Below are 20,987 nucleotides of genomic sequence, written 5' to 3'. Positions count from 1 at the left end.
GCAGCCGGAGCCGAGGCCCGCGCCGGGGACATTCGCCAGGGCGGGTCGCCCGGTCCCGGCGCGGCGGGAGGGGCACACCGCTGCAGTTGCCGGCATGATCGTCGCTTGACGCCTTCAGCAGCCCGGTGTGCAATCCCAGCCCATGCCCACCGTGCGCTTCGCTGCGGTGCTGACCCGGCACCTTGCCTGCCCCGACCAGCAGGCCAGCGCCGCCACCCTGGCCGCGACCGCTGGATGCCGCGTTCCTTGCCGCCCCGGCGTTGCGCGGCTACGTGCTGGACGAACAAGGTGCCGTGCGCAAGCACGTGGCCGTGTTCGTCAACGGGCAGATGATTCCCAGCCGCAGCCGCCAGGACACGCCGCTGGGGCCCGGCGACACCGTGATGGTCATCCAGGCACTCACCGGAGCTTGAACCATGCACACGCTCCACGTCGGCACCCGCAAGGGCTTGTTCACGGTTCGCCGCCAAGCCACCGGCTGGCGCCTGGGCGAGCCGGCCTTCGCGGGCGGGCCGGTCACGCAAGTGCTGGCGGATCCGGCCGACGGCGCCTGGTACGCGGCGCTGCGGCTGGGCCACTTCGGCGTCAAGCTCCAGCGCAGCACCGACGGCGGCGGCGGCAGCTGGCAGGAAGTGGCCGCGCCCGCCCTTCCGCCCAAGCCCCAGGATGGTCCTTGGAAAGACGACGCCACGCCGTGGAGCGTGGACCTGGTGTGGTGCCTGCAAGCTGGCGCCGGCCGGCTCTGGGCCGGCTGCCTGCCGGCCGGCCTGTTCCATTCCGACGATGCGGGCCGCAGCTGGCACCTGGCCACCAGCCTTGTGGGAGCGGCCGGAACGGCGCGGGTGGTTCGGTGGCGGCTACGACCATGCCGGCATCCACTCGGTGCTGGTCGATCCGCGCGATCCGCGGCACCTGACGATCGCCGTTTCCTGCGGCGGTGTCTGGCAAACGCGCGACGGTGGCACCACCTGGGCCAACACCTCGCAAGGGCTGGACGCCGGTGCCTACACGCCGCCGCAGCGGCGCCACGACGGCAACATCCAGGACGTGCACCGCATCGCCGCCTGCGCGGCGCAGCCGACGTGCGCTGGCTGCAGCACCATGGCGGGATGTACCGGTCGGTGGAGGGCGGGGCGCTGTGGACACCCATCACGGCGGCCGTGGCCAGCAGCTTCGGCGTTGCGGTGGCGGCGCACCCGCGCGAGCCGCTGCGCGCCTGGTTCGCGCCGGCCAACTCCGATGCCAGGCGCATGCCGGTGAACGGGCGGCTCGTGGTGACCGAGACGCGGGACGGCGAGGAGTCGTTCACCGCGCGCGGTGACGGGCTGCCGGCGCGCGATGTCTATCACCTGGTCTATCGTCACGGCCTGGACAGCACGGCCGACGGCGAAGTGCTGGCGCTGGCGCTGGGGTCGACCACCGGCGGCCTGTGGATCAGCGAGGACGGCGGCAGCCGCTGGGAGTGCGTCTCGCGCGGCCTGCCGCCGATCGCGGTGCTGCGCTTCGCCTAGAGCGCGCCTTCGAACATCATCACGTCCACCTCGTCGCCGGCGGCGACATCGCCCTGCGCGTGGTGCAGCACGATCAGGCCGTTGGCCTGCACCATCGAGCTGAGCACGCCCGAGCCCTGGTTGCCGGTGGTGCGCACTTGCAGCCCGCCGCCGGCGGTGCGGCTGACGGTGCCGCGCTGGTATTCGGTGCGGCCCGGCTTCTTGCGGATGGCCTCGGCGCTGTGCGCCTTCAGCAGCACCGGCGCTTCGGCCCGGGCGCCCATCATGCGCAGCAGGGCCGGGCGCACGAAGGCCAGGAAGGTGACCATCACGGCGACCGGATTGCCCGGCAGCCCGAACAGCACCGCAGCGCCGATCCGGCCGACGGCCATCGGGCGTCCGGGGCGCATCGCGATCCGCCAGAACGCGACGTCGCCGAGCTTCTTCATCATGGCCTTGGTGAAGTCGGCCTCGCCGACGCTCACGCCGCCGCTGGTGATGATGGCGTCGGCCTGCCCGGCGGCCTCGGTGAAGGCCCGCTCCAGCAACTCCGGCTGGTCCCGCACCACGCCCATGTCGATCACTTCGCAGCCCAGGCGCGTGAGCAGGGCATGCACCGTGTAGCGGTTGCTGTCGTACACCGCGCCTTCGCGCGGCGGCTCGCCCAGGCTCAGGATTTCGTCACCGGTGGAAAAGTAGGCCACCCGCAGCCGTCGCACCACCGGCACGGTGGCGATGCCCAGGCTGGCGATCAGGCCGCAGGCGGCGGGGCCGAGCCGCTCGCCGCGGGACAGCGCGGCGCGCCCTTGCATCAGGTCCTCGCCCTTGAAGCGGCGGTTGTCGCCGGGCTGCAGCAGGCCGGCCGGAATCTCGATGCGGCCGTCGGCGCCGGCCTTGGTGAATTCCTGCGGCACCACCGTGTCCAGGCCCGCCGGCATGATCGCGCCGGTCATGATCTTCACGCACTGGTCGGCGCCCACGCTGCCGCGCCAGGCCTGGCCGGCCAGCGCAGTGCCCACCACTTCCAGCCGCAGCGGCTCGCCCGATGCCAGCAGCGTGCCGTCGAAGGCGAAGCCGTCCATCGCGGAGTTGTCGTGCGGCGGCACGCTGATGGGTGAGACCAGGTCATGCGCCAGCACCCGGCCCAGGGCCTGGACCAGGCCAATGGTCTCTTCCTGCGTCACCCGGGTCACCAGGTGTCCCAGGAATTGCCCGACGGCGTCGGCGCTCAGGGCCTGCGGGTCGTAGCCTTGCAGCTGCGCCGCGGCCTGCGCGATCGTCGGGGTCACGACTGCTCGAGCCTGTGCAGCTCGGCCAGCGTGTTGGCGTTGAAGAAGGCCGAAGCGTCGTCGCCCGGCTGGTCGAACGGCACCAGCACCGTCTTGTGCTGCGCCGTCCAGGCGTCGATCTTGCGGCCGCCGCCGTGGGTGTAGGCCACCAGGCTTTCCATCAGGTCGCGCCGCAGCAGCGAGAACACCGGCTGCGGGCGCAGCTGCCCGTCTTCCTCGGGGGCGGCGGCCATCGCGATCTCGGCGCCGTCGCGCTCCAGCGCCTGTGCCAGCCGGGCCACCAGGTCGTGCGGGAACAGCGGCGTGTCGCAAGGCACGGTGACCATGTACTCGGTCTCGCACTGCTCCAGCCCGGTCAGGAAGCCGGCCAGCGGGCCCGCATAGTCGGACAGGCCGTCGGGCCAGACCGGCACCCCGAACGACTCGTAGGCGGCCAGGTTGCGGTTGGCGTTGACCATCACGGCGCCGACCTGCGGCGACAGCCGCAGCATGGTGTACATGGCCAGCGGCACGCCGCGGAAGTTCTGCAGCCCCTTGTCGGCCCCGCCCATGCGGGAGCCACGGCCGCCGGCGAGGATCACGCCGGTGATGTCGTTGCTGGAAATCATCCGCCGATGTAACTCATTTCGACGCGACGCTTCGGCGCGCCGCCGGGGCCCGCGGCGAGGGTGCCGCGCAATTGGGAATAGCGGTCGCCGCGGCCTTGCCAGATGTGGCCGACGGCCGAGGCCAGCTCGGCGTCGCCGGCGCCCCCGCGCAGCAGCGCCCGCAGGTCGTAGCCGTTGCCAGCGAACAGGCACAGGTACAGCCTGCCTTCGGTGGACAGGCGGGCCCGGTTGCAGTCGCCGCAGAAAGCCTGCGTCACGCTGCTGATCAGGCCGATCTCGCCGCTGCCGTCGGCATAGCCCCAGCGCTCGGCGGTTTCGCCCGGCGCGGAAGGATCAAGCTGCAGCAGCGGCAATTCGGTGGCGATGCGCGCGCGGACCTCGGCTGAGGGCATCACTTCGTCCATGCGCCAGCCGTTGGTGGCGCCCACGTCCATGTACTCGATGAAGCGCAGCACCACGCCGCTGCCGCGAAAGTGGCGCGCCATCGGCAGGATCTGGTCGTCGTTGGTGCCGCGCTTGACCACCATGTTGACCTTGATCGGCCCCAGGCCTGCGGCGCGGGCGGCGGCGATGCCTTCCAGCACGTCGGCCACCGGAAAGTCCACGTCGTTCATGCGCCGGAAGATCGCATCGTCCAGCCCGTCCAGGCTCACGGTCACCCGCTGCAGGCCGGCGGCCTTCAGCGCCTGCGCCTTGCGCGCCAGCAGCGAGCCGTTGGTGGTCAGCGTCAGCTCCGGCGGCGTGCCGTCCATCGTGCGCAGCGCCGCCAGTTGCTCCACCAGGATTTCGAGGTTCTTGCGCAGCAGCGGCTCGCCGCCGGTCAGGCGGATCTTGCGCACGCCATGGGCCAGGAACTGGCGCGCCAGGCGGGTGATCTCTTCGAAGCTCAGCAGCGAGGCATGCGGCAGGTACTGGTGGTCCTTGTCGAACACTTCCTTGGGCATGCAGTAGCTGCAGCGAAAGTTGCAGCGGTCGGTGACGCTGATGCGCAAGTCGCGCAGCGGCCGCCCCAGGCTGTCGGCCAGCAGGCCGTTGGCGGCGATGGGCAGCGCCGGCAGCGTCGCGCCCAGCGCGGCAAGGCGCTGGTCGATCAGGGGGATCACGCGTTCGGCCATGGACGGATTGTGACGCCGGTTGGCCGGACGGCACAACCTGGGGGCTTGGCGCTCCTGTGGCCCCGATGGAACGTCAGCGTGAAAATTCATGGCCGCGCGGGAAATTTGCGCTCGCCAGCGGCCGGCCGCTGGACCTGCCAGTGCCTCCGCCACAAGCTTGGGGGCTCGTCGCCTGGCGCGCGCCCGAGGCAGGAGTTCCAGATGCCCAGACCCCGTTTCAGCTTCCTTCGTCCCGCCATCGTGGCGATCCTGCTGCTGGCCGGCGCGGCCCAGGCGCAGGACGGCGCCCCTCAGCTGGCCCCGGGCTTCAGCGTCCGGCCCGCCACCTCGAAGCTGGTGGTGATCCCGGCCGACATGGAGCTGTTTTCGATCAGCGCCGGCGGCGTGGTCGAGCCGCGCCAGGACTGGACGGCGGCGGCCCAGCAGCACTTCAGCCGGGCGCTGGCCAGGCAGCGCGCGCTCCTGGGCGCCAACACCAGCGAGATGACTGCCACCGAGCTGGACCAGTTCGGGGAAGTCGCGGCGCTGCACGGCGCCGTGGCGCAGGCGATCGCCATCCACCACCTGGGCAACTTGAAGCTGCCCACCAAGGCCGACCAGCTCGATTGGTCGCTGGGCGAAGCGGTGCGGCCGCTCAAGGACCGCACCGGCGCCGACTACGCGCTGTTCACCCGGGTTCGCGACAGCTATGCCAGCAACGAGCGCAAGGCGGCGATGCTGGCGATGGCCTTGCTGGGCGCCGTCTCCTTCGGCGGCGAGCAGGTGGGCTATGCCTCGCTCGTCGACCTGAACACCGGCCAGGTGGTCTGGCACCGCGCGACGCACCGCATGTGGGGCGACCTGCGCGACGCTGCCGCCGCCGACGAAACAGTGGCGGCCATGCTCAAGGGCTTTCCGGGCTTGCAGGCCGGGCCGCGGCCATGAGCCGCGACACCACTGGCCGCCGCGGCTTTCTGCGCCTGGCCTGCCGCCACTGCGCCGGACTGGGCGCCATTGCCAGTCTGCCGGCCTTCGCCCAGGAACTGGCGGCTGGCGCGCCGTTGCCGCCGCGCTTTGTCCGGCCGGCCGCCGACACCGACGAAGGCGGCCTGTGGGGAATGATGGACCGCGAGGAGACACGCCTGCGCCGCAGCCCGCTGGCGCTCCGCGAGCCGCAGCTGCAGGCCTACCTGCGCGGCCTGGTCGAGCGGCTCGCGCCCAGCCACAGCCCCGACATCCGCATCCACATCGTGCGGATGCCGCTGTTCAACTCCATGATGGCGCCCAACGGCATGATGCTGGTGTGGAGCGGGCTGCTGCTGCGGTCCGACAACGAAGCCCAGCTGGCCGCGGTGATCGGCCACGAGCTGGGCCACTACCTGGAGCGCCACTCGGTCGAGCAACTGCGCGCCGCCAAGGACCGCGCGCTGATCGGGCAGGTGGTCGGCATGGTCGGCGGCCTGGGCAGCACGATCGGCCAGATCGGCCTGCTGGCCAGCGCCTTTGCCTTTTCCCGCGAGCACGAGTCGCGGGCCGACCGGCTGGGCATGCGCATGCTGCAGCAGGCCGGCTACGACGGCCGCGAGGCCGCCAACGTCTGGGACAACCTGCTGGCCGAGATGAAGGTCACCGGCGGCGAAAAGGCCGGCCGGCACGGCGACATGTTCGAAACCCACCCGACCACGGCGGGCCGGCGCGACGAGTTGCTGGCCCTGGCCGGCGGACGCGGCGGCGACACGGGGGAAGACCGGTTGCGGCAGGCGATCGCGCCATTGCGCCTGGGCTGGATCCAGGACGAGGTCAAGCGCGGGCAGTACGAGGAGAGCCTGGTGCTGTTCGACCGCATGCTGGTGGGCCGCCCCGATGACGCCGAGGTGCTGTACGGGCGCGGCGAGGTGTACCGGCTGCGCGACGAAGGCGGCGACATCGCGCGTGCCCTGGCGGACCTGCAGCGCGCGACGGCCGCCGCCAACCCGCCGGCGCTGGCCCATCGATCGCTGGGCCTGGTGCACCGGCAACGCAACGACCGGGCGGCGGCGCAGCAGTCGTTCCAGCAGTACCTGGCGCTGGTCCCGGACGCGCCGGATGCCGGCCTGGTGCGCGGCTACCTCACGGAGCCCAGGCCATGAAGATCCTGGTGTCCCTGCTGCTGGCGGCGCTGCTGTCGGCCTGCGCCATGGCCTACCGGATGGAAGGCGACCAGCTGGTCAACGACAAGCTGGCCGTGCATGTCTCGGCCGCCTGGAACCACGTGAGCGACCCGTGGGACGGCGACCCTTACGAAACCTGGACGCGCGACGGCATGCCGCTGGACCACCTGCGCCTGTGGGGCGGCGTCAAGCCCGGGCAGCCGTTGATGACGCGGCCCATGGTGTTCCTGCGCAACGAAGACCAGAAGGCGCCGCGGGTGCCGACCTTCCGCACCGGGCTGGCACCCGAGCAACTGGTGAGCCTGTTCGAGGAGCTGTACGCCAGCGCCGGCACCGTCACGGTGACCAAGGTGGAGACCACGGTGTTCGCCGGCAGCCCGGGCGTGCGCTTCGAGTTCACCCTGCTGCGGCGCCGCGACGACCTGACGCTGCGCGGCGTGGTCTGGGTGGCGGTGCGCCCGGACCCGGTGCATGGCGAGGAGCTCTATGCCGCTGCCTTCGTGGCGCCGCGGCTGGGGTTCTACGACAAGCTGCTGCCGCTGGCCGAGGCGGTGGTGAAGTCGGCTCGGGTCAAGGGCTGAGCACGGATCAGCCGTGCTTGATCGCCACCGTCTTGAGCGTGGTGAACCCCAGCAGCGCCTCGAAGCCCTTTTCGCGCCCGTAGCCGGACGACTTCACGCCGCCGAACGGCAACTCCACGCCGCCGCCGGCGCCGTAGTTGTTGATGAACACCTGGCCGCTGCGCACGCGCCGCGCCATGCGCAGCTGCCGGGCGCCGTCGCGCGTCCAGATGCCCGCCACCAGCCCGAACTGGGTGGCATTGGCAAGTTCCACCGCATGGTCTTCGTCGCGAAAGCTCATGGCCGCCAGCACCGGGCCGAACACTTCTTCCTGCGCCAGCCGGTGCGTCACCGGCACGTCGCGCAGCAGCGTCGGCGCCTGGTAGAAGCCCGACTCCGGCGCCTCTTCCACCACTTGGCCCTGGGCCACCATCGGGATGCCGGCGTGCTGCGCGTCGGACAGGAAGTCCCACACCCGTTGCTGCTGGGTCTGGCGGATCAGCGGACCGACGTCCAGGTCCATCGCGGCGGGGCCGACCCGCAGGTTGGAGAAGGCCGCGCCCAGGCGTTCCAGCAGCGGCTCGTACAAGCCTTCCTGCACCAGCAGGCGCGAGCCGGCGGAGCAGGTCTGGCCGGCGTTCTGCACGATGGCGTTGACCACCACCGGCAGCACTTCGTCAAGGTCGGCGTCGGCAAACACGATCTGCGGGCTCTTGCCGCCCAGCTCCAGCGTGACCGGGCAATGGCGTTCGGCGGCGGCTTGCTGGATCAGCGTGCCAACGGTGGGGCTGCCGGTGAAGCTGATGTGGTCGATGCCGGGATGGCGCGCCAGCGCATCGCCCACCTCATGGCCATAGCCGGTGACGATGTTGATCGCGCCGGCCGGAAAGCCCACCTCGGCCGCCAGTTGCGCCACGCGCAGCAGCGACATGCACGCATCCTCCGAGGGCTTGACCACGCAGACGTTGCCGGCTGCCAGCGCGCCGCCGACGCTGCGCCCGAAGATCTGCATCGGGTAGTTCCAGGGGATCACGTGGCCGGTGACGCCGTGCGGCTCGCGCCAGGTGAACACCGTGTAGCCTTGCTGGTAGGGCAGGGTCTCGCCGTGCAGCTTGTCGCAGGCGCCGGCGTAGAACTCGAAGTAGCGGGCCAGAGCCACCGCATCGGCGCGGGCCTGCTTGGTCGGCTTGCCGCAATCGCGCTGCTCGATGGCGGCCAGCTCCTCGGCGTGCTCGCCGAGCTTGAGCGACAGCCGCATCATCAGCCGGCCGCGCTCGGCGGCGCTGAGCTTGCTCCACGCGCCTTCGTAGCATTGGCGCGCCGCCCGCACGGCCTGGTCGATGTCGTCCGCGGTGCCGCGCTGGATGGTGTCGTAGGTCTGGCCGTCCGAGGGATCGATGACGGGCAGGGTGCGCTCGGAAGAGGAGCGAGCCGGGGCGTTGGCGATGAAGTGGTGCTGCATGGGCGCAATTTTGCGCCAACTGCGAGGAGCCGTCGCCGACCTTGTCAACGCGGGCTCGAGCCGCAATCCCAGGCTCCGTGTGCGCCGCATGGATCCCGGGTCAAGCCCGGATGCCAGCCTCTCAGGCCCGGACGGGGACGAACTGGTCGCCGTTGCGCGCCAGCCAGTCGCGCGACGCGGCCGCATCGTGCTGCGCCGGGTGAAAGTCGGCACGGAAGTAGTCGCGCCACGGCTGGTAGGTCAGTCGCACCAGTCCGCGCTTGCCGAACAGGAAGCTGGCCGCGCTCTTGACGGTGCTCCACTTCCACAGCGTGCCGTCGCGCCGCAGGTTGTTGGCTGTCTGGCGCAGCGTGTCGATCAGGAAGATGAAGGTGATGCGGCGCATCCACCTCAGGCGCCACTGCTCGTTGCCGCCCAGCGCCTGGTACAGGGCAAAGGCGGTGCAGCGGTGCTCGGCTTCCTCGGCGCTGTGCCACAGCCACAGCGTCCGCAAGCGCGGGTCCTGCTCGCCCAGCAGATCGGGGTTGCGCAGCATGAAATCGGCAAAGATGGCGGTGAAGTGCTCGTTGGCGGCGGTGATCGCCAGCCAGTGGCGCACGTCCTGCCCCTCCATCTGCTGCAGCCGCTCGCGGGCCCGCGGCTCCCAGTCGTTGACCAGGCCGAGCTTGTCGAGATGCGCGTTGTACAGGCTGTGCAGCCGGCGGTGGGTGGCCTCCTGGCCGATGAAGCCCTGCACCTCGGCGCGGAACGTCTCCTGCTTTTCGGCCGGCAGTTCCTTCAATCCGTTGCGCACCGAGTCGATGAAGAACTGCTCGCCCACCGGGAAGCTCATCGACAGGGCGTTGAAGAAGGCGGTGCGGAAGGCGTCACCGGCGCACCAGTGGCGGGCAATGGGCGCTGCCATGTCGACGAGGAGGCGGCGGACGACGAGGTCGGTCATGGGAAGGGCAAGGTCAGGGCCAGGGCCAGGTGGTACACCTGCGTACCGGAGAATGATCTGCGCAGAACCTGGTACTGTCAAGTACCATCCGGCGATGAACAGTGAAGTCGTCCACGAACATCGCGGTCGCGTGCTGCAAGGGATGGCGCTGGCGGTCGCGGCCAGGGGCTATGCCGAGACCACCATCGCGGACATCGTGCGCGAGGCCGGCGTGTCGCGCCGCACCTTCTACGAGCAGTTCGCCGGCAAGGCCGAATGCCTGGTCGCGCTGTACGAGGCCGCCAGCCATAACGCGCTGAAGGTGCTGCGCGATGCGATCGACCCGGGGCACGACTGGCAACAGCAGGTGGAGCGCGCGCTGGCCGCCTACCTCGCCTGCATGGCCGCCAACCCGGTGCTGATGCGCACGCTGTTCATCGAGATTCTGGGGCTGGGCCCGGCAGGGCTGGCCGCCCGCCGGCGGGTGAACCAGGAGATCGCCGACTACATGCTGGGCGTGGTCAACCGCGGCCCGGCCGAACGGGTGACGCCGCAGCTGGCCATGGCGGTGGTCGGCGGCATCCACGAACTGGTGCTGCAGGCGATCGAGGACGGCCGGGTGACGGAGCTGGCGCAGTTGACGGCGACGGCGACGGCGCTGGTGCGGGCGGTGGCGCACCGCTGATCCGGGCAGTGGCAAGCGGACCCGCGCAGCATCGCGCAGCGCGTCCCTCAATGAAAAAGCCCGGTCTCTGCCCGGGCTTTTTCATCCGATCAGGACACTCGCGAGACGCCCTGGCGTTTTGCGAGTGAATGTCAGGGGTGGAACTTGACCACCAGCGGCACGATCAGCAGCGCCACGATGTTGATGATCTTGATCAGCGGGTTGATGGCCGGGCCGGCGGTGTCCTTGTAGGGATCGCCCACCGTGTCGCCGGTCACGGCCGCCTTGTGGGCTTCGCTGCCCTTGCCGCCGTGGTGGCCGTCTTCGATGTACTTCTTGGCGTTGTCCCAGGCGCCGCCGCCGGTGCACATCGAGATCGCCACGAACAGGCCGGTCACGATGGTTCCCATCAGCAGGCCGCCCAGCGCCTTGGGGCCAAGGATCAGGCCGACCAGCACCGGCACCACCACCGGCAGCAGCGACGGGATCATCATTTCCTTGATCGCCGCCTTGGTCAGCATGTCGACCGCCACGCCGTACTCGGGCTTGGCCGTGCCTTCCATGATGCCCTTGATCTCGCGGAACTGCCTGCGCACTTCCACCACCACCGCGCCGGCGGCGCGGCCGACCGCTTCCATCGCCATGGCGCCGAACAGGTAGGGGATCAGGCCGCCGATGAACAGGCCGACGATCACCATCGGGTCCGACAGGTCGAAGCTGATCTGGCGGCCGTAGCTTTCCAGCTTGTGGGTGTAGTCGGCGAACAGCACCAGCGCGGCCAGGCCGGCGGAGCCGATGGCGTAGCCCTTGGTGACGGCCTTGGTCGTGTTGCCCACGGCGTCCAGCGGGTCGGTGATGTCGCGCACGCTGGCCGGCATGTCGGCCATCTCGGCGATGCCGCCGGCGTTGTCGGTGATCGGGCCGTAGGCGTCCAGCGCCACCACGATGCCGGCCATGCTGAGCATGGCGGTGGCGGCGATGGCGATGCCGTACAGGCCGGCCAGCTGGTACGAAGCCAGGATGGCGCCGCAGACGAACAGCACCGGCCAGGCGGTCGAGCGCATCGACACGCCCAGGCCGGCGATGATGTTGGTGCCGTGGCCGGTGGTGGAGGCTTGCGCGATGTGCTGCACCGGCGAGTACTGCGTGCCGGTGTAGAACTCGGTGATCCAGACCAGCGCGCCGGTCAGCACCAGGCCGACCACGCAGGCGCCGAACAGGCGCAGCTGCGAGCCGGTGGCGGTGATCGCGTTGTCCGGCATGATCCAGACCGTCACGAAGTAGAAGGCGACCAGCGACAGCACGCCGGCGATCGCCAGGCCCTTGTATAGGGCCGGCATCACGTTGCGCATGCCGGGCGAGGCCTTGACGAAGAAGCAGCCGATGATGGAGGCGATGATCGACACGCCGCCCAGCGCCAGCGGGTACAGCACGGCGTTGGTCTTGGCGCCGGTGATCAGCAGAGCGCCCAGCACCATCGTAGCGATCAGGGTCACCGCATAGGTCTCGAACAGGTCGGCGGCCATGCCGGCGCAGTCGCCCACGTTGTCACCGACGTTGTCGGCGATCACGGCCGGGTTGCGCGGGTCGTCTTCGGGGATACCGGCTTCCACCTTGCCCACCAGGTCGGCGCCGACGTCGGCGCCCTTGGTGAAGATGCCGCCGCCCAGCCGCGCGAAGATCGAGATCAGCGAGGAGCCGAAGGCAAAGCCGATCAGCGGGTTCAGCAGCGCGGCCAGGTCGCGGTCCGGCGTCAGGTTGCCGTTGCCGACCAGGAACCAGTAGAAGGCGGTCACGCCCAGCAGGCCCAGGCCCACGACCAGCATGCCGGTGATGGCGCCGCCGCGGAAGGCCACGTCCAGCGCCGGGCCGATGCCGCGGGTGGCCGCCTGCGCGGTGCGCACGTTGGCGCGCACCGAGACGTTCATGCCGATGAAGCCGCAGGCCCCCGACAGAACGGCGCCGATGATGAAGCCGACGGCGGTCTTGCCGTCGAGGAACACGCCGATCAGGATGGCCAACACCACGCCGACGATGGCGATGGTCTTGTATTGCCGTGCCAGGTAGGCGGCCGCGCCGGCCTGGATGGCGGCCGCGATCTCCTGCATGCGGGCATTGCCGGGGTCCTGGCTCAGGATCCAGCTGCGGGCCCAGATGCCATAACCGACGGCCGCGAGGCCGCAGACGAGCGCCAGTATCAGCGCCGAGTTGCCGATCATCAGTTTCTCCTTCCGTTTGCTGTGAGTCGTTGCGGAGGCAACGCGAGCGGTGCCTCCGCTGCGTTGCTTCCTCGTGACTCCCAGCCGGGAGGCGATTGGCCAACGGCCGGACTATAAGGGGAAAGGCGCGAACTGATTCACGTCAGTCGGGGGAAAGCGTCGCGCGCCAAACTAAAATCAGGGTTTGTCCCAGGCCTTCCGATTCCTCCTTGTAGAACGAAACCATGTCACTCGACCTCGTCACCCCCGGCAACCATGTTCCCGAATCGTTCAACGTGATCATCGAGATCCCCATGAACGCCGACCCCGTCAAGTACGAGGTGGACAAGGAAACCGGCGCCATCTTCGTGGACCGCTTCATGTCCACGTCGATGCACTACCCCACCAACTACGGCTACGTGCCCAAGACCATCAGCGGTGACGGCGATCCGGTCGACGTGCTCGTGATCACCCCCGTGCCCCTGATCCCGGGCGTGGTGGTGACCTGCCGCCCGATCGGCATCCTGATCATGGAGGACGAGGCCGGCCAGGACTCCAAGGTGCTGGCGGTGCCCACCGACAAGATCCTGGCGATCTACACCCACTGGCAAAAGCCCGAGGACATGAATCCGCTGCGCTTGAAGACCATCGCCCACTTCTTTGAGCACTACAAGGACCTGGAGCCGGGCAAGTGGGTCAAGGTCCTGGGCTGGGAAGGCCCCGAGGCCGCCAAGAAGGAAGTGCTGGACGGGATCGAGGCGTACAACAAGGCGCACGCCGCCGGCTGAGCGTCAGGGCGTCGTCGTCTTGAACGGCGACCGCTCCCCGAGGTGCTCCAGGTAGTTCTCTATTCCCTGGCCCTCGCGCTCCAGGAAGCGCTCCACCGCATCGGCGAAGGCCGGGTGCGCCAGCCAGTGCGCGCTGGTCGTCCTGACCGGCATCAGCGCCCGCGCCATCTTGTGCTCACCCTGGGCGCCGCCTTCGAAGCGGCTGTAGCCGTTGGCAATGCACCATTGCAGCGGCTGGTAGTAGCAGGCCTCGAAGTGCAGGCAGTCGACCCGCTCCAGCGCGCCCCAGTAGCGGCCGTAGGCAACCCCGTCCGCCACTGCGATCAGGCTGCTGGCGATCGCCCGCCCATCGTGCTGGGCGATGAACAGCAGCCAGTTCTCCGGCATGTCCCGCGCCATCGCCGCGAAGAACGAGGGCGCAAGGTAAGGCGCGTTGCCGTGCTCCAGGTAAGTGCGCTCATAGCAGCGGTAGAAAAACTCCCAGTCGGCGGCCGTGATGGCGCGGCCCTGGGCGTGCCGGAACACCACCCCGGCCTGCGCCACCTTGCGTCGCTCCTGCCGGATCTTCTTGCGCTTTTCCTGCGCCAGGCTGGCCAGGAAGGCGTCGAAATCGGGGTAGCCGGCGTTGGTCCAGTGGAACTGCACCGTGTGGCGCAGCATCAGGCCGGCCGCTTCGCAGGCCCGCACGTCGTCGTCGCCGGCGAACAGCAGGTGCAACGACGACAGCTTCTGCTGGCGGCACAGCGCCAGCACCGCCTGCAGCAGCGCCGCGCGCCCAGCGTCGTCGCGTGCCAGCAGGCGCGGCCCCGGCACCGGCGTGAACGGCACGGCGGCCAGCGCCTTGGGGTAGTAGCGCAGCCCGTGCTCCTGGTAGGCGTTGGCCCAGGCCCAGTCGAACACGTACTCGCCGTACGAATGGTCCTTCAGGTACAGCGGGCAGGCGGCTTGCAATTGGTCGCCGCGCCACAGCGTGACGAACTGCGGAACCCAGCCGCTGGCCGGTGCGGCGCTGCCGCTGTCGTGCATCGCGGCCAGGTAGGCGTGGCGCAGGAACGGCGACGCCTGGCCGCTGGCGGCCAGCAGCGCGTCCCATTGAGCGGCGGGGAGTTCGGAGGGTGCGTTCAGCACCCGGGTGACATAATCATTCACGTTGATCGCCCATTAGAAATCAAGAAAACCCTGGAGCCCGCATGAAACAGATCACCGCCATCGTCAAGCCGTTCAAGCTGGAGGAAGTCCGCGAAGGCCTGGCCGAATGCGGGGTGACGGGGCTGACGGTGACCGAGGTCAAGGGCTTCGGCCGGCAAAAGGGCCACACCGAGCTGTACCGCGGCGCCGAGTACGTGGTCGACTTCCTGCCCAAGGTGAAGGTGGAAGTGGTGGTCAAGGATGACGACGTCGACCGCTGCGTGGAAGCCATCATCAAGGCCGCCCGCACCGGCAAGATCGGCGACGGCAAGATCTTCATCACCACGGTGGAACGCGTGGTGCGCATTCGCACCGGGGAACTGGACGAGTCGGCGGTCTGATTCAGATCTGCGACAGGTCCATCCGCTGCGCCCCTGGCCGGATGCCGGCCACCAGCCGCCCCAGCACCTCGTCGGCCTCGCTGCCTATCGTCAGCAGGTCCATCATCGCCTCGGTCATGAAGCCATGCGCCACGCCCTGGCGCAGGAAGGCCACCAGGCTTTCGTAGTAGCCGCCGCTGTCCAGGAGCCCCACCGGCTTGGCGTGGAACTGCAGCTGGCGCCAGGTCCAAGCTTCGAAGAACTCCTCGAAGGTGCCGATGCCGCCGGGCAGCGCCAGGAAGGCGTCGGCCCGCTCGGCCATCATGCTCTTGCGCTCGTGCATGTTCTCGACGACGTGCAGCTCGGTGCAATCGCGCTTGGCCCATTCGCGTTCCACCATCGAGCGCGGGATGATGCCGACCACGGGGGCACCGGCCGCCAGCGCGGCGTCCGCCAGCACGCCCATCAGGCCGTTGTTGCCGCCGCCGTAGACCAGCTGCCCGCCATGCTCGCCGATCCAGCGGCCGACCCGGGTGGCGGCGGCGGCGAAGGCAGGGTCGGTTCCAGGGCGGGAGCCGCAGTAGACGCAGATGGAGAAGGTGGGGGTGGGGGTGGACGGCATGCGCCGATTGTCTCAGGCCGCCTCGACCAGACGGGTGCCGGCCCAGGCGTCGTGCCAGAACTGGCGCTGCGGATGAAAGCGGCTGAGCATCGCCCAGAGCAGCACCCAGCCGAAGAACACCACCGCCACCTCCGTCACCGTGAAGCGGCGCGAGACCAAGGCGGCCAGCGGCGGCATCACCCAGATGGCGCAGTACACGTAGCGCAGCAGCGCCCGGCCTTGCGTCAGGCGCCGGCCTTCGCGGTCCACGATGGCGATGCGCCAGGTCTTCATGGCCAGCGTCTGGCCGCGGGACCAGAACCAGGAGCAGTAGAGGCCGAACACGGCCACCAGGAACAGCTGCAGCAGCCACTGGCGCTCCAGCGCATGCCGCATCTGCACGGCCACCGAGAACACCAGCGTGGCGATCAGCGCCACGGCAAACAGCAGCAAGGCTTCGTACAGCCAGCACGCCATCCGGCGCCGCAGGCTGGGCGCCATCAGGCCAGCGGGGGCGTTCAACGCTGCGGGGGCGCCGGGCCCGTCGGCGGCGGCAAGGTACTGCTGTCGGCCTGGCCCGGCTGGGCGGCGATGCGCGGCGTGCGGGCGGTGGGCCTGGCGGCCTTGGCCTCCCTGGCGGCGCGCGCGCTGGCCGCGAGCTTGCGCTTTTCTTCCGGCGACAAGGCCTGGTAGGCCTCCCACTTGGTTTTCTTGTCGGCGGGCGTGACGGCCTGGGTCTCGGCGAAGTTCAGCCGGGCCTGGCTGCGCTGCTGCGGCGACAGCGCCGCCCAATCGGCCATGCGCGTGTGCAGCCGGGCCTGCTCGGCCGGCGGCATGCTGGGGAAATTGGCCGACAGCGCCAGCCACTTTCGCTTGTGCGCCTGGCTCAGCTTGCTCCAGCTGCCCGTCAACGGGGCCAGCGCCTGCTGCTGCGGCGGCGTCAGTTCGCGCCATGTGGGCGTGGACTCGGCCTTGGGGGCTTGCGCAAGGCGCACCGGCGGCGACCGCTTGGACGCTTGGCCGGAAACCGACGGCGCCGCCTCGACCGGCGCATCGGCGGCGGCGGCCGGGCCGGCGGCAGCGACGGCGCACAGGGACAGCAGCCAGGCAGCGGCGGCGGGCCGGGAATGCGAGCGGCCCTTCATTCGCGGCCGGACTGCTTGAGGAACTGCAGGAAGCCCGGGTCCGCGTAGGCGGCCGGAGGCAGGTCGTCGGTGAGGATGGCGGCGTCGACTTCGGCGATCTCGTTGGCGCGGTGGTCGGCCTGGGCGCTGTGCAGCAGCACCAGGCCGGCGAGCAGCGCCAGCAGCGGCAGCACCGATCCGATCCGCGTCCACAGGCTGAACGACTCCTCGCCGGCAGTGGCCGTCGCCGAGCTGCCGTTGGCCAGGATGGCGGGCACGGTGTGAGTGGCGGCGGCCTGCTTGCGCAGCTGCAGGGCCTGCACCCGGGCGGCGCGCAGCCGTTCCCGCACCTCGTAGGGCAGATCGTCGGTGCTGGCCGCCAGGCGTGAGGCCACCGCGCGGCCGAACTGGTCCGCGTGGCTCGAGGCACGCTGTGGGTTCGTGGTGGTGGTGGTCATGGTTGGATTCCCTTTGCCTTCAGAGCCTTGCTGAGGGCCTGGACCGCCCGTGAGCAGTGTGTCTTGACACTGCCTTCCGAGCAGCCCATGGCCGCCGCCGTTTCGGCGACGTCCATCTCCTCCCAATAACGCATCAAAAACGCTTCGCGTTGACGGGCGGGCAGTTCCAGGATCTCGGTTTCGATCTCCCGCAGGATCTGTGCCCGCCGCGTCCCGTCTTCGGCGCTCTCGACCTGCTGGGAGTTCTCGGGCGAGGCATAAGTTTCCAGCAGATCGAAATCCCCGTCTTCGGAGGCGGATTCGAAGTCGCTGAGGTTGGAAAACAACGCATTGCGCGTCTTCTGCCGCCGGAACCAGTCCAGGGTGCAGTTCGACAGAATGCGCTGGAACAGCATCGGCAACTCGGCTGGCGGCTTGTCGCCGTAGTGCTCGGCCAGCTTCATCATGCTGTCCTGCACGATGTCCAGGGCCGCCTCGGCGTCGCGAACGTGGTAGACGCTGCGCTTGAAAGCCCGTTTCTCCACGCCCTTGAGGAAGTCGGACAGTTCGCGGTCGGTGGCCAAGGAGTCGAGGGTGTGGAGGTGAGATTCGAAAGAGGGCGCCAGGCGAGCGGAGCTCCCGGTCAGCCTGAAATTATGGCATCGGCGCGACTGCAGCTGGGCAGCTGCTTGTTGCGGTGCGATAATGCGGCTTGCAGTCAAACGGCAAACGAGCCCGGATCCGGTGAGCAACAGGCCTGCCCATGGTCCGAGGTTCTAAGTCCCGACACAGCTTCACGAGAGCGTGTGAAGGGGCACCCCAAGGTTCTAGCCAGAAACCCGAAAGGTTGATCATCATGGAAATCTCCCGCACGGAGCTCAGCTCCGCGGCCGCCGCCTCGGCTGGCCAGGCCCTCGAACTTCGCGGCGCCGAAATCCTCGTCAAGTGTCTGCAGGCCGAAAGCGTCAAGTACGTGTGGGGCTACCCGGGCGGCGCGGTACTGCACATCTACGACGCGTTCTACAAGCAGGACACCATCCAGCACGTGCTGGTGCGCCACGAGCAGGCCGCCGTCCATGCCGCCGACGGCTATGCCCGCGCCACCGGCGACGTCGGCGTGGCGCTGGTCACATCCGGCCCCGGCGTGACCAACGCGATCACCGGCATCGCCACCGCCTACATGGACAGCATCCCGATGGTGATCATCACCGGGCAGGTGCCGACGGCCGCGATCGGCCTGGATGCCTTCCAGGAATGCGACACGGTGGGCATCACCCGCCCGGTGGTCAAGCACAACTTCCTGGTCAAGGACGTGCGCACCCTGGCCGAGGTGATGAAGAAGGCCTTCCACATCGCGCGCACCGGCCGGCCCGGCCCGGTGGTGGTGGACATCCCCAAGGACGTCTCCTTTAACAAGACCCCGTACACCGGCTATCCCGACAAGGTCGAGATGCGCTCGTACAAGCCGGTGCACAAGGGTCACGGCGGCCAGCTGCGCAAGGCGGTGCAGCTGCTGATGGCGGCCAGGCGCCCCTACATCTATTCCGGGGGCGGCGTCGTCCTGGGCAACGCCAGCGAAGAGCTGCGCGAGCTGGCCGATCTGCTGGGCGCGCCGAGCACCAACACCCTGATGGGCCTGGGCTCGATCTCGGGCACCGACCCGAAGTTCCTGGGCATGCTGGGCATGCACGGCACCATCGAAGCCAACAACGCGATGCAGAACTGCGACGTGCTGCTGGCCGTCGGCGCGCGCTTTGACGACCGCGTGATCGGCAACCCCAAGCACTTCGGCCAGGCCGATCGCAAGATCATCCACATCGACGTCGACCCGTCCAGCATCTCCAAGCGCGTCAAGGTCGACATCCCGATCGTCGGCGACGTCAAGGACGTGCTGCGCGACCTGATCGCCGCCATCCGCGAGACCGGCACCCAGCTGGATCCGCAGGCACTGGCCGGCTGGTGGGAAACGATCGAAGGCTGGCGCCAGCGCGACTGCCTGAAGTACGACCGCGGCAACAAGGACGTGATCAAGCCGCAGCACGTGATCGAGACGCTGTGGAACATGACCAAGGACGTCGACACCTACATCACGTCGGACGTCGGCCAGCACCAGATGTGGGCGGCCCAGTTCTACAAGTTCCAGCAGCCGCGCCGCTGGATCAACTCCGGCGGCCTGGGCACCATGGGCGTGGGCATCCCGTACGCCATGGGCGTCAAGCTGGCCAGGCCCGACTCCGAGGTGTACTGCATCACCGGCGAAGGCTCGGTGCAGATGTGCATCCAGGAGCTGTCGACCTGTCTGCAGTACAAGACGCCGATCAAGATCATCTCGCTGAACAACCGCTACCTGGGCATGGTGCGCCAGTGGCAGCAGCTGGACTACGAAGGCCGCTACAGCCACAGCTACATGGACGCGCTGCCCGACTTCGTCAAGCTGGCGGAGGCCTATGGCCACGTCGGCATGCTGATCGAGCGGCCCGAGGACGTCGAGCCGGCGCTGCGCGAGGCGCGCAAGCTCAAGGACCGCACGGTCTTCATGGACTTTCGCACCGACCCGACGGAAAACGTCTGGCCGATGGTGAAGGCGGGCCAGGGCATCACCGAGATGCTGCTGGGCTCCGAGGATCTTTAACCCTGAACGGACGGCAAATCTATTGGTTGCCGAGCCCGCTGCTTACCGGCAGCGGGGGAGGGCACCGAAAAGAGGCGCCGCATTGACATGAAGCACATCATTGCCGTGCTGCTCGAAAACGAGCCCGGCGCACTGTCCCGCGTGGTCGGCCTGTTCTCGGCCCGCGGCTACAACATCGAATCGCTCACCGTGGCCCCGACGGAAGACCCGTCGCTGTCGCGCATGACCATCCAGACCGCCGGGTCGGACGACGTCATCGAGCAGATCACCAAGCACCTGAACCGCCTGATCGAGGTGGTCAAGGTGGTCGATCTCACCGAGGGCAGCTACACCGAGCGCGAGCTCATGATGGTGAAGGTGCGCGCGGTGGGCAAGGAGCGCGAGGAGATGAAGCGCATGGCGGACATCTTCCGCGGCCGCATCATCGACGTGACCGAGAAGAGCTACACCATCGAGCTCACCGGCGACCAGTCCAAGAACGACGCCTTCCTGGTCGCCATTGACCGCACGGCGATCCTGGAGACGGTGCGCACCGGCGCCAGCGGCATCGGCCGGGGCGAACGGATCCTGAGAATATGACCCGCCCCCGAAGCGCCTGCGGCGCTTGGCCCTCAAGGGGGCGCCACCAGCGGCCCGGCACAGCCGGTTGCGCGATGGCCCGCGCATCGGTGGCCGGTCTTTTGCTGCCGTGGGCGCTTCGCAAAGTGGTTAGCTTCAACGATTTTTTCTGGAGAGACTCATGAAGGTTTATTACGACAAGGACTGTGACCTGAGCCTGATCAAGGGCAAGACGGTTGCCATCATCGGCTACGGCTCGCAAGGCCATGCCCACGCGCAGAACCTCAACGACAGCGGCGTCAAGGTCATCGTCGGCCTGCGCAAGGGCGGCGCTTCCTGGCCCAAGGTCGAGAAGGCCGGTCTGAAGGTCGCCGAAGTGGCCGACGCGGTGAAGTCCGCCGACGTCGTGATGATGCTGCTGCCGGACGAGCAGATCGCCACCGTCTACAAGGAAGACGTCGAGCCGAACATGAAGCAGGGCGCCTCGCTGGCGTTCGCGCACGGCTTCAACGTCCACTATGGCCAGGTCGTGCCGCGCGCCGACCTGGACGTCTGGATGGTCGCGCCCAAGGCGCCGGGCCACACGGTGCGCAGCACCTACACCCAGGGCGGCGGCGTGCCGCACCTAGTGGCCGTGTCGGCCGACAAGAGCGGCAAGGCGCGTGACCTGGCCCTGTCGTACGCGATGGCCAACGGCGGCGGCAAGGCCGGCATCATCGAGACCAACTTCCGCGAGGAGACCGAGACCGACCTGTTCGGCGAGCAGGCGGTGCTGTGCGGCGGCACCGTGGAACTGATCAAGGCCGGCTACGAGACGCTGGTGGAAGCCGGCTACGCGCCCGAGATGGCGTACTTCGAGTGCCTGCACGAGCTCAAGCTGATCGTCGACCTGATCTACGAGGGCG

At 69.0% G+C, this 20,987-nt stretch carries 22 protein-coding genes and 1 pseudogene; 11 read left to right on the top strand and 12 right to left on the bottom strand.

Annotated elements, in window-relative coordinates:
* Positions 1–182 precede the first annotated feature (182 nt).
* On the top strand, positions 183–413 hold the full coding sequence (locus tag JWP65_RS15070; RefSeq protein ID WP_299765148.1) for a MoaD/ThiS family protein: 231 nt from the start codon (positions 183–185) through the stop codon (positions 411–413).
* Between the two features lie 3 nt (positions 414–416).
* Positions 417–1,511: pseudogene (locus tag JWP65_RS15065) on the top strand (WD40/YVTN/BNR-like repeat-containing protein).
* On the opposite strand, the gene glp reads toward JWP65_RS15065, so the two are convergent.
* From glp to moaA, 3 genes are read right to left on the bottom strand one after another with little or no spacing between them, the layout of a single operon-like run.
* Positions 1,508–2,779, bottom strand: a complete 1,272-nt coding sequence (glp, locus tag JWP65_RS15060) for a gephyrin-like molybdotransferase Glp (RefSeq protein WP_299765146.1) — start codon at positions 2,777–2,779, stop codon at positions 1,508–1,510. The pseudogene JWP65_RS15065 and the gene glp overlap by 4 nt on opposite strands.
* On the bottom strand, positions 2,776–3,387 hold the full coding sequence (gene mobA / locus JWP65_RS15055; protein WP_299765143.1) for a molybdenum cofactor guanylyltransferase MobA: 612 nt from the start codon (positions 3,385–3,387) through the stop codon (positions 2,776–2,778). The genes glp and mobA overlap by 4 nt, the downstream gene beginning before the upstream one ends.
* The gene (moaA, locus tag JWP65_RS15050) at positions 3,384–4,502 is read right to left on the bottom strand and encodes a GTP 3',8-cyclase MoaA (RefSeq protein WP_299765141.1); all 1,119 of its coding nucleotides are present in this window, start codon (positions 4,500–4,502) and stop codon (positions 3,384–3,386) included. The genes mobA and moaA overlap by 4 nt, the downstream gene beginning before the upstream one ends.
* 201 nt (positions 4,503–4,703) lie before the next feature.
* Here moaA and JWP65_RS15045 point away from each other — a divergent pair, with 201 nt between their 5' ends.
* From JWP65_RS15045 to JWP65_RS15035, 3 genes are read left to right on the top strand one after another with little or no spacing between them, the layout of a single operon-like run.
* Positions 4,704–5,426, top strand: coding sequence for a hypothetical protein (locus tag JWP65_RS15045; protein ID WP_299765139.1), 723 nt, complete (start codon positions 4,704–4,706; stop codon positions 5,424–5,426).
* Positions 5,423–6,610: a M48 family metalloprotease gene (locus tag JWP65_RS15040; protein ID WP_299765137.1), complete on the top strand. Its 1,188-nt coding sequence runs from the start codon at positions 5,423–5,425 to the stop codon at positions 6,608–6,610. The genes JWP65_RS15045 and JWP65_RS15040 overlap by 4 nt, the downstream gene beginning before the upstream one ends.
* A complete protein-coding gene (locus JWP65_RS15035) occupies positions 6,607–7,212 on the top strand; it encodes a hypothetical protein (RefSeq protein WP_299765135.1) in 606 nt (201 codons plus the stop codon). Before JWP65_RS15040 ends, JWP65_RS15035 begins: the two co-directional genes overlap by 4 nt.
* Before the next feature lie 7 nt (positions 7,213–7,219).
* Here the strand turns inward: JWP65_RS15035 and JWP65_RS15030 are convergent, their stop codons facing one another.
* Complete coding sequence (locus JWP65_RS15030) at positions 7,220–8,653, bottom strand: aldehyde dehydrogenase family protein (protein WP_299765133.1); 1,434 nt, start codon at positions 8,651–8,653, stop codon at positions 7,220–7,222.
* Between the two features lie 121 nt (positions 8,654–8,774).
* The gene (locus tag JWP65_RS15025) at positions 8,775–9,593 is read right to left on the bottom strand and encodes a metal-dependent hydrolase (protein ID WP_299765130.1); all 819 of its coding nucleotides are present in this window, start codon (positions 9,591–9,593) and stop codon (positions 8,775–8,777) included.
* A 94-nt stretch (positions 9,594–9,687) separates the two neighbouring features.
* Here JWP65_RS15025 and JWP65_RS15020 point away from each other — a divergent pair, with 94 nt between their 5' ends.
* Positions 9,688–10,257, top strand: a complete 570-nt coding sequence (locus JWP65_RS15020; RefSeq protein WP_299765128.1) for a TetR/AcrR family transcriptional regulator — start codon at positions 9,688–9,690, stop codon at positions 10,255–10,257.
* A 131-nt stretch (positions 10,258–10,388) separates the two neighbouring features.
* On the opposite strand, the gene JWP65_RS15015 is transcribed toward JWP65_RS15020, so the two are convergent.
* A complete protein-coding gene (locus tag JWP65_RS15015) occupies positions 10,389–12,455 on the bottom strand; it encodes a sodium-translocating pyrophosphatase (protein WP_299765126.1) in 2,067 nt (688 codons plus the stop codon).
* Positions 12,456–12,679: 224 nt separating this feature from the next.
* Here JWP65_RS15015 and ppa point away from each other — a divergent pair, with 224 nt between their 5' ends.
* Complete coding sequence (ppa, locus tag JWP65_RS15010; RefSeq protein ID WP_299765123.1) at positions 12,680–13,222, top strand: inorganic diphosphatase; 543 nt, start codon at positions 12,680–12,682, stop codon at positions 13,220–13,222.
* A gap of 3 nt (positions 13,223–13,225) precedes the next feature.
* On the opposite strand, the gene JWP65_RS15005 is transcribed toward ppa, so the two are convergent.
* The gene (locus tag JWP65_RS15005; protein WP_299765121.1) at positions 13,226–14,371 is read right to left on the bottom strand and encodes a GNAT family N-acetyltransferase; all 1,146 of its coding nucleotides are present in this window, start codon (positions 14,369–14,371) and stop codon (positions 13,226–13,228) included.
* A 41-nt stretch (positions 14,372–14,412) separates the two neighbouring features.
* Here JWP65_RS15005 and JWP65_RS15000 point away from each other — a divergent pair, with 41 nt between their 5' ends.
* A complete protein-coding gene (locus JWP65_RS15000; protein WP_299765120.1) occupies positions 14,413–14,751 on the top strand; it encodes a P-II family nitrogen regulator in 339 nt (112 codons plus the stop codon).
* A 1-nt stretch (position 14,752) separates the two neighbouring features.
* Here the strand turns inward: JWP65_RS15000 and JWP65_RS14995 are convergent, their stop codons facing one another.
* From JWP65_RS14995 to JWP65_RS14975, 5 genes are read right to left on the bottom strand one after another with little or no spacing between them, the layout of a single operon-like run.
* Positions 14,753–15,352 carry a TIGR00730 family Rossman fold protein gene (locus JWP65_RS14995; protein ID WP_299765118.1) on the bottom strand — a complete coding sequence of 200 codons (600 nt, stop codon included), beginning with the start codon at positions 15,350–15,352 and terminating at the stop codon, positions 14,753–14,755.
* Between the two features lie 12 nt (positions 15,353–15,364).
* Positions 15,365–15,853, bottom strand: coding sequence for an RDD family protein (locus JWP65_RS14990; protein ID WP_299765116.1), 489 nt, complete (start codon positions 15,851–15,853; stop codon positions 15,365–15,367).
* Entirely contained in the window at positions 15,850–16,476 is a 627-nt protein-coding gene (locus JWP65_RS14985; protein ID WP_299765114.1) for a DUF3106 domain-containing protein, read from the bottom strand. Before JWP65_RS14985 ends, JWP65_RS14990 begins: the two co-directional genes overlap by 4 nt.
* Complete coding sequence (locus JWP65_RS14980) at positions 16,473–16,913, bottom strand: DUF3619 family protein (RefSeq protein WP_299765112.1); 441 nt, start codon at positions 16,911–16,913, stop codon at positions 16,473–16,475. The genes JWP65_RS14985 and JWP65_RS14980 overlap by 4 nt, the downstream gene beginning before the upstream one ends.
* The gene (locus tag JWP65_RS14975; protein ID WP_299765110.1) at positions 16,910–17,476 is read right to left on the bottom strand and encodes an RNA polymerase sigma factor; all 567 of its coding nucleotides are present in this window, start codon (positions 17,474–17,476) and stop codon (positions 16,910–16,912) included. The genes JWP65_RS14980 and JWP65_RS14975 overlap by 4 nt, the downstream gene beginning before the upstream one ends.
* 272 nt (positions 17,477–17,748) lie before the next feature.
* Here JWP65_RS14975 and JWP65_RS14970 point away from each other — a divergent pair, with 272 nt between their 5' ends.
* The 3 genes from JWP65_RS14970 to ilvC form a co-directional block, all read left to right on the top strand.
* Positions 17,749–19,524, top strand: a complete 1,776-nt coding sequence (locus tag JWP65_RS14970) for an acetolactate synthase 3 catalytic subunit (RefSeq protein ID WP_299765108.1) — start codon at positions 17,749–17,751, stop codon at positions 19,522–19,524.
* Positions 19,525–19,611: 87 nt separating this feature from the next.
* Entirely contained in the window at positions 19,612–20,103 is a 492-nt protein-coding gene (gene ilvN, locus JWP65_RS14965) for an acetolactate synthase small subunit (protein ID WP_299765106.1), read from the top strand.
* A 160-nt stretch (positions 20,104–20,263) separates the two neighbouring features.
* Positions 20,264–20,987, top strand: a 724-nt coding sequence (gene ilvC / locus JWP65_RS14960) for a ketol-acid reductoisomerase (protein WP_299765104.1), incomplete at its 3' end; no start/stop codon positions are given.

The sequence above is a fragment of the Ramlibacter sp. genome (assembly GCF_028292805.1).
Lineage (GTDB): Bacteria > Pseudomonadota > Gammaproteobacteria > Burkholderiales > Burkholderiaceae_C > Ramlibacter.
Note: the sequence above shows the minus strand (reverse complement) of the source record. Positions and strands in the feature narration are given on the sequence as shown.

Bases quoted from the DNA above. Each gene is read 5' to 3' on its own strand.
- JWP65_RS14995 (WP_299765118.1), bottom strand. From the start codon at position 15,352: ATGCCGTCCACCCCCACCCCCACCTTCTCCATCTGCGTCTACTGCGGC.
- JWP65_RS15025 (WP_299765130.1), bottom strand. From the start codon at position 9,593: ATGACCGACCTCGTCGTCCGCCGCCTCCTCGTCGACATGGCAGCGCCC.
- JWP65_RS14985 (WP_299765114.1), bottom strand. From the start codon at position 16,476: ATGAAGGGCCGCTCGCATTCCCGGCCCGCCGCCGCTGCCTGGCTGCTG.
- JWP65_RS14980 (WP_299765112.1), bottom strand. From the start codon at position 16,913: ATGACCACCACCACCACGAACCCACAGCGTGCCTCGAGCCACGCGGAC.
- JWP65_RS15040 (WP_299765137.1), top strand. From the start codon at position 5,423: ATGAGCCGCGACACCACTGGCCGCCGCGGCTTTCTGCGCCTGGCCTGC.
- JWP65_RS15015 (WP_299765126.1), bottom strand. From the start codon at position 12,455: ATGATCGGCAACTCGGCGCTGATACTGGCGCTCGTCTGCGGCCTCGCG.
- JWP65_RS15020 (WP_299765128.1), top strand. From the start codon at position 9,688: ATGAACAGTGAAGTCGTCCACGAACATCGCGGTCGCGTGCTGCAAGGG.
- JWP65_RS15035 (WP_299765135.1), top strand. From the start codon at position 6,607: ATGAAGATCCTGGTGTCCCTGCTGCTGGCGGCGCTGCTGTCGGCCTGC.
- ilvN (WP_299765106.1), top strand. From the start codon at position 19,612: ATGAAGCACATCATTGCCGTGCTGCTCGAAAACGAGCCCGGCGCACTG.
- moaA (WP_299765141.1), bottom strand. From the start codon at position 4,502: ATGGCCGAACGCGTGATCCCCCTGATCGACCAGCGCCTTGCCGCGCTG.
- JWP65_RS15030 (WP_299765133.1), bottom strand. From the start codon at position 8,653: ATGCAGCACCACTTCATCGCCAACGCCCCGGCTCGCTCCTCTTCCGAG.
- JWP65_RS14970 (WP_299765108.1), top strand. From the start codon at position 17,749: ATGGAAATCTCCCGCACGGAGCTCAGCTCCGCGGCCGCCGCCTCGGCT.
- JWP65_RS15045 (WP_299765139.1), top strand. From the start codon at position 4,704: ATGCCCAGACCCCGTTTCAGCTTCCTTCGTCCCGCCATCGTGGCGATC.
- JWP65_RS15000 (WP_299765120.1), top strand. From the start codon at position 14,413: ATGAAACAGATCACCGCCATCGTCAAGCCGTTCAAGCTGGAGGAAGTC.
- mobA (WP_299765143.1), bottom strand. From the start codon at position 3,387: ATGATTTCCAGCAACGACATCACCGGCGTGATCCTCGCCGGCGGCCGT.
- ppa (WP_299765123.1), top strand. From the start codon at position 12,680: ATGTCACTCGACCTCGTCACCCCCGGCAACCATGTTCCCGAATCGTTC.